Source organism: Armatimonadota bacterium (genome assembly GCA_039679645.1).
Lineage (GTDB): Bacteria > Armatimonadota > UBA5829 > UBA5829 > UBA5829 > UBA5829.
Window position 1 is genome coordinate 1 of the sequence record JBDKUO010000064.1, and the last position, 6,754, is coordinate 6,754.

Below are 6,754 nucleotides of genomic sequence, written 5' to 3' on the forward strand. Positions count from 1 at the left end.
CCATATCTGCTTCGGGTCCTGTGGCATTTCCTTGAATCGCGGCATTACATCAATCCTCCCATATAGGAGTTCGACAACTATACCGCAAATTCATGTCTCTTCGCTTATTCTTTTTGAGACAGCTTCCAAGTTCCCGAAACACCAAAATGCGAGAACTTATGCTAAGCTATCTTCATCCATTTGATTGGCCTGTCGTTCTTGCAGCATAAGAAACAAGATAGCTGAAACCAAAACCAACTAGTGGAAGAATAATCCACAGTGCAATCCATCCAATACTGATGAGATATGGTGCTTTCCAATCAAAAGCTCTGACCGCAAATATGACTGCAAAAATTAAAAGCAACAACAGAGGGCCGCTATGGCGTTCGTACACAAATCCAACTCCAAATCCACAAAGGATCATTGTAGCAATCCCGATAGTATGTCGGCATGATGGAAACAGATACGCAAGGAGCAATCCAAGTCCGATAATACACACTGCCGTTGCAACGCAATAACATGCACCTAGCCAACCAAACTTGTGAATATCATATCGCCGATTCCACTCTACTAACCAAAGCTTCCAGTCCATCAATTACCTCCGACGTTGGGCTACCACAAGCCCGTTGTCCTCCGCCAATCTGTAACATCATTTTGGTATTTCGGGAACTTGTTCCCGAAACGAACCAACCTAACGCCAACAACCTCACCCGCATTCTATCTTCAACAAGCCAGCCTGTCAATATTCAGAGACTCATTTGATGTTTCAGAAATGTCGCTTCGCTTAAATTCTGAAACACACAGTACACAAAAATGACCCGGCTTTTGCCGGGCCATTCTATTTGTTTCTTTCGCGTTTTCGCGATTATGCCTTGTCGCAGCCGCCGCATTCACACTCGGGGCTCGTAAAAGTAGCCTCAGAAAGCTCTTTGTATGTCTTCCAGCGGTTCTTTACGTCCACCTCGGCCTCACACATCAGCTTGGCAGCCGCATCCGGGTTGATCTTTTTGAGGACCCGATATCGGTTCTCACCGTATGCATATTCCTCGAAGGACATGCTCGGCTCTTTGCTGTCCAGAGAGACCGGGTTCTCACCCTTGGCGGCCTTGTCAGGATTGTATCTGAACAACGGCCAGTGACCGCAGGCGATCGCCTTCTTCTGCTCATCAACGCCGAACGTGTTGTTGATACCGTGCGCGATGCAGTGTGAGTAGCAGATGATGATCGACGGACCATCGTAAGCCTCAGCCTCGACGAGTGTCTTTACCAGATGGTTCGGATCGGCCAAAGAGACTCGTGCCGCATATACGTTGCCGTAAGTCATCGCCATCATAGCCAGGTCTTTCTTGCCTGCCGCCTTGCCGCCTGCAGCGAACTTCGCCACAGCGCCCCTCGGGGTAGACTTGGACATCTGGCCGCCGGTATTGGAGTAAACCTCGGTATCCAGGACGAGAACGTTGACGTTCTTGCCGCTTGCAAGCACATGATCGAGCCCGCCGTAACCGATGTCATACGCCCATCCGTCACCACCAAGGATCCAGACCGACTTCTTGACCAGATAATCCGCCAGGCTTACAAGCTGCTTGCAAGTCGGGCATCCGGCCTTGACTCCACCCTCAAGGGCGGCCTTGAGCTCAGCAACTCTTGCTCTCTGAGCTTCGATGCCCTCTTGTGTGGACTGGTCGGCATTCTTGATCGCATCAGCAAGCTCTGCCTTGACTCCGCCGTCTTCAACGGCCTTGTCAAGAAGCTCACCTGCGAACTGATTGAACTTGTCGATGGTGAGCCTGTAGCCCATACCGAACTCTGCATTGTCCTCAAAGAGGCTGTTGCACCACGCAGGGCCGCGGCCGTCTTTGCGGGTTGTATACGGAGTTGTAGGCAGGTTTCCACCATAGATCGATGAGCAGCCCGTGGCGTTAGCTATGACTGCACGGTCGCCGAAGAGCTGAGATACCAGCTTGACATACGCTGTCTCGCCGCAGCCCGCGCAAGCGCCGGAGAACTCGAAGAGAGCCGGTAGAAGCTGGCTGCCCTTAACGGTCTCTTTCTTCACGAGCGTCGGATCGGTCTCAGGAAGTGACAGGAAGAAGTCCCAATTATCTCTCTCAGGCTCTCTCAGAGGCTCCTGCGGAACCATATTGATAGCCTTGTGATCCGGGTTGTCCTTGGACTTGGCCGGGCAGTTCTGCACGCACAGTCCGCAGCCGGTGCAGTCCTCGGGAGCAACCTGCACTGTAACTTTCTTGCCCTTGAGCTGAGCCTTGCCGTCTGCGCTCTTGAACGTCGCCGGGGCCTTTGCCAACTCACTCTCATCATAAGCCTTCATACGGATGGCCGCATGCGGGCAATAGAGTGAGCAGAACCCACACTGGATACACAGGTTAGAATCCCACTCAGGGATATCCACTGCAATGTTGCGCTTTTCAAATGCGGTCGTGCCCGTCATGAACTTGCCGTCTATAGGCATCTTGCTCACAGGAAGGTCGTCGCCGCGTCCGGCCATAATCTCTGCGGTCACAGTCTTCACAAACTCAGGAGCATCCTCGCTGACAACCGGCGGCATCTTGAATGTGCTGGTAACCTTGTTCGGATACTTGACTTCGGCGAACTCGGTCATACCGGCCTCGACAGCCTTGTAGTTCATCTCGACTACCTTGTCGCCGTACTTGCCGTAGCTCTTCTTGATCGCATTCTTGATAGCCTCAACAGCCTTCTCTTCAGGCAGGATATTTGTGAGCTTGAAGAAAGCGGCCTGCATGATCATATTGATCCTGGCGCCCAGTCCGATCCTGTGGCCGATCGAGATAGCATCGATCACATAGAACTTGAGCTTCTTGTCTATGATCTGCTGCTGGACTTCCTGCGGGAGAGTATCCCATACGCTGTCTGCGCTGTGCGGGGTGGTCAAAAGGAATGTGCCGCCCTGCTCTATATTCTTGAGCATGTCGTACTTCTCGATGAAGCTGGGGTTGTGACATGCAATGAAGTTCGCGCTGTCGATCAGATACGGGCTGCGGATCGGGTTCTTACCGAATCGCAGGTGAGAAACTGTGACCGAACCGGCCTTCTTCGAGTCATACACGAAGTAGCCCTGAGCATAGTTGTCTGTCTCGTCACCGATGATCTTGATCGAGTTCTTGTTCGCGCCAACTGTTCCGTCAGAGCCGAGTCCGTAGAACATAGCCCTGTAGGTGTTCTCATCAGCAGTCCTGAAGCTCGGGTCGTAGTCCAGGCTGGAGTTGGTGACGTCGTCGTTGATACCGACAACGAAGTGGTTCTTCGGCTTGTCGGCCTTGAGATTGTCGAAGACGGCCTTGACCATCGCGGGAGTGAACTCCTTGGAGCCCAGGCCGTATCTGCCGCCAACAATCACAGGAGCGCTCTTGAACGATGTGATACCGTCGGCAAGAGCTTCTTCGATTCCCGTGACCACGTCCAAATAGAGCGGTTCGCCGAGCGAGCCCGGCTCTTTGGTGCGGTCAAGCACTGCAATCTTCTTAACTGACGCGGGCAGAGCAGCCGCCATATCCGCCACGCTGAACGGTCTGTAGAGTCGAACCTTGACGATACCGACTTTCTCGCCCTTGGCAGCCAGGCAATCGACTGTCTCGTGAGCCGTCTCCGCGCCGGAGCCCATCAAAACGATGACTCTCTCGGCATCGGGTGCGCCGACATATTCGAATAACTTATACTGCCTGCCGACGATCTTCGCGAACTTGTCCATCGCATCCTGAACGATCTTCGGGGTAGCAAGATAGAACTTGTTGCAGGTCTCGCGGCCCTGGAAGTAGACATCCGGGTTCTGAGCGGTCCCGCCCATATTCGGATGATCCGGCGAGAGACCCCTCATTCTGTGTGCGATCACGAGGTCATCGTCTATCATCTCGCGCATATCGTCGTAGGTCAGTTCTTCGATCTTCTGGACCTCGTGGCTGGTGCGAAAACCGTCGAAAAAGTGCAGGAAAGGAATGCGGCTCGCCAGAGTCGCGTTCTGCGCGATCAGGGCGAAGTCCATCGCTTCCTGAACGCTGTTGGAGCACAGCATTGCAAAACCGGTCTGGCGACAGGCCATAACGTCACTGTGGTCGCCGAAGATCGAGAGCGCTGCGCAGGCAAGGCTCCTGGCCGTGACATGGAAGACCGTAGAGGTGAGCTCACCGGCGATCTTATACATGTTAGGAATCATAAGCAGCAGGCCCTGCGAGGCAGTAAATGTGGTCGTCAGAGCGCCGGTTGCCAGTGCGCCGTGCACGGCTCCCGATGCCCCACCCTCGCTCTGCATCTCGGTAACGGATGGGATAGTTCCCCAGATATTCTTTTCGCCGCGGGCTGTCTTTTCATCGGAGACTTCGCCCATCGGTGAACTCGGCGTGATCGGGTATATTGCAATTACTTCATTTGTTGCATGCGCTACATGGGCGGCTGCCGAATTGCCGTCGTAGCCCTTCATCTTACGTGCCATTTTATCTCCTTAGTTGAGAGTTGAAAGCTGAATATTGAAAGAGGGAGAGTGAATGCATACGGCCAAATCCGGACTTTCCACTTTCAACTTTCCACTTTCCACTGAAATTATATTTCTCTTCGCCACTGGAGGGCCTGGATCAATGTCGCCTGATCGGCGTAGTCCATATCTCCTCCAACCGGCATACCGTGGGCAATTCGAGTAACCTTGATACCCAGCGGCTTGACGAGCTGCGCTATATACATGGCGGTTGCATCGCCTTCAATCGTAGGATTAGTAGCGAGCACTATCTCCTTGATCTCGCCACCATTGATACGCCCTAAAAGCTCTCGAACCCTGAGCATATCAGCAGACACTCCGTCCATGGGCGATATCACCCCACCCAGGACATGATAAAGTCCTCGAAACTCATTAGTCTTTTCCATCGCGACCACGTCGCGCGGCTCGGCCACGACACACAGCAGCGAAGGGTCACGTTTGGCATCCGAACAGACCTCGCAGCGGTCCTGGTCCGTATAGTTGTAGCAAATGGGGCAGAGTTTGATGTGGGCTTTCACGTCCATCACGGCGTCGGCAAGCATTCGCGCCTCGTCCTCAGTGATTTTGAGAACATGAAACGCCAGCCTCTGCGCGGATTTTGGTCCAATCCCAGGGAGCTTTTCAAACTCGCCCACCAGTTTTGCAAGCGGTTTTGCGTAGTGCATATGTACACACAAAAAATTGGCGAGCGGACGCCCACCATTGGTATCCGATACATTATAACAAATGCGCAGGGAGAATCAAAGTGAAAGTTTGTTGTCGGCGGCAGGCTGCGGGCTGATTTAGTAATTTATATTTTGTATTGATTATTGCTGATGTTGTTTGTAGTTTCGGCAGCAGGTAAAGCTATATAAAGTTCTCATTAACTGCTGAAACCGCCGGACGGGATAAGTGATATTAAAGGTTGGCGCGCATGGCGGCTCCGGCACCGATGCAGTACGAGATTGATAGCCATCTGAAAATCAACTGGTGCCGAAGCAACAAATCCCGAAATACCAATATTCATGATTCTACTTTAGTGGTATCTGGTGACATTTTGTCCTTTGCGAAAAATCGAGAGGCGTCTGACCTAACGAGGAGAGCAAATGCTGCTACGTCTGCAATACGACGAAAGTAAATTCCTGATTGACGAGCAGAATTATTAGGAACATCATACAGGAAAAACGAAACAATGATTCCACCAAGCACTACGGTTGGATAGAGGAAACGACTCCAGTTACAGCCATTGAGAATACCGATTCCTGCAATTGTGCGGAGAATAGCATATATCAGACTATAAGCAAAAACAAACACTACGGAACCGCCAGAAGTCTGAATTGTCAGCCGAAAAACTGACGAAAAAGGGATCATCAGTGGAACTATAAAACCAAATAAGCCAAAAATCGTCACATACCACCCTGCAACACTTACCCATAATGGTCTTTTAGTATTATCCATAGTTACCCTCTCACCCAACATACTATTTAGTATTTATAATTATATGCTTTGTTGCCAACATCCTCCTTGCCTGCGTCACATGCTTAATAATAATTCTTGTAAAGATTTGGCAACGCTAGAATGGTTGGTGTTTCGGGAATTCATTCCCGAAACTGCCGAGCGCATAGCCAATCATAATATAACAACCTCACCCGTATTCTATCTCCAACCAGCCAGGCTGTCAATATCAGTTGCAAAACACCGAAACTAAGCTGAATTTGCGACATCCCATTCCGACCGCATTATTGAATATATAAGCTGGTCATATCGTTTTCCATCAATCCAATAATGCTCTCTTTGCCTGCCATCCATTGTAAAGCCGCACTTCTCAAGGAGCCTAACTGAAGGAATATTGCCGGATGATGTTGTTGCATATAGCTTATTGAGATTGTATTTGCTGTCACCAAACGATAATCCAACAAACTGCCGCAGCATTATGCTGCCCAACCCTTTATTTCGATTTTGCTTCGGTAAGTAATATCCAAACTCTGCACTGTGGTTTCTTGGGTTGTAATCGAACGATCTTATTTTCCCTAAAGGCTCTTTATCAGCATTTGCAGCCACCAACACATAGTATGATCCATCAGAACTGCAAATCATCTTCCTCATCTTATCGATATAATCATCTTCCGATATATGAGATTGACATGGGCGACAGGTGTAGTGGTCTAATTGATAAGGGTAAACCCCCGGCTTTGCCGGGGAGACTCCCATAGTTTGACATATGCTGGAGTCGTCCATCATGCTCAGTTTCAGGAACCGCTCAAAGTTTCTGAAAGGAGCAATAAATGGACG

5 protein-coding genes are annotated in these 6,754 nt (G+C 50.7%); all 5 read right to left on the reverse strand.

The features are described 5' to 3' along the window. Positions 1 to 172: 172 nt before the first annotated feature. Positions 173 to 571 carry a hypothetical protein gene (locus ABFD83_13100; protein MEN6358008.1) on the reverse strand — a complete coding sequence of 133 codons (399 nt, stop codon included), beginning with the start codon at positions 569 to 571 and terminating at the stop codon, positions 173 to 175. Positions 572 to 844: 273 nt separating this feature from the next. Beyond that, positions 845 to 4,444 carry a pyruvate:ferredoxin (flavodoxin) oxidoreductase gene (nifJ, locus tag ABFD83_13105; protein MEN6358009.1) on the reverse strand — a complete coding sequence of 1,200 codons (3,600 nt, stop codon included), beginning with the start codon at positions 4,442 to 4,444 and terminating at the stop codon, positions 845 to 847. A 107-nt stretch (positions 4,445 to 4,551) separates the two neighbouring features. Continuing rightward, positions 4,552 to 5,148: a recombination mediator RecR gene (gene recR / locus ABFD83_13110; protein ID MEN6358010.1), complete on the reverse strand. Its 597-nt coding sequence runs from the start codon at positions 5,146 to 5,148 to the stop codon at positions 4,552 to 4,554. Between the two features lie 337 nt (positions 5,149 to 5,485). After that, positions 5,486 to 5,920, reverse strand: coding sequence for a DUF2127 domain-containing protein (locus ABFD83_13115; GenBank protein ID MEN6358011.1), 435 nt, complete (start codon positions 5,918 to 5,920; stop codon positions 5,486 to 5,488). A gap of 246 nt (positions 5,921 to 6,166) precedes the next feature. Beyond that, a partial coding sequence (locus ABFD83_13120; GenBank protein ID MEN6358012.1) for a GNAT family protein occupies positions 6,167 to 6,754 on the reverse strand: 588 nt, incomplete at its 5' end.

Coding starts and splice junctions, on each gene's coding strand:
- nifJ (MEN6358009.1), bottom strand. CDS start 4,444: ATGGCACGTAAGATGAAGGGCTACGACGGCAATTCGGCAGCCGCCCAT.
- ABFD83_13100 (MEN6358008.1), bottom strand. CDS start 571: ATGGACTGGAAGCTTTGGTTAGTAGAGTGGAATCGGCGATATGATATT.
- ABFD83_13115 (MEN6358011.1), bottom strand. CDS start 5,920: ATGGATAATACTAAAAGACCATTATGGGTAAGTGTTGCAGGGTGGTAT.
- recR (MEN6358010.1), bottom strand. CDS start 5,148: ATGCACTACGCAAAACCGCTTGCAAAACTGGTGGGCGAGTTTGAAAAG.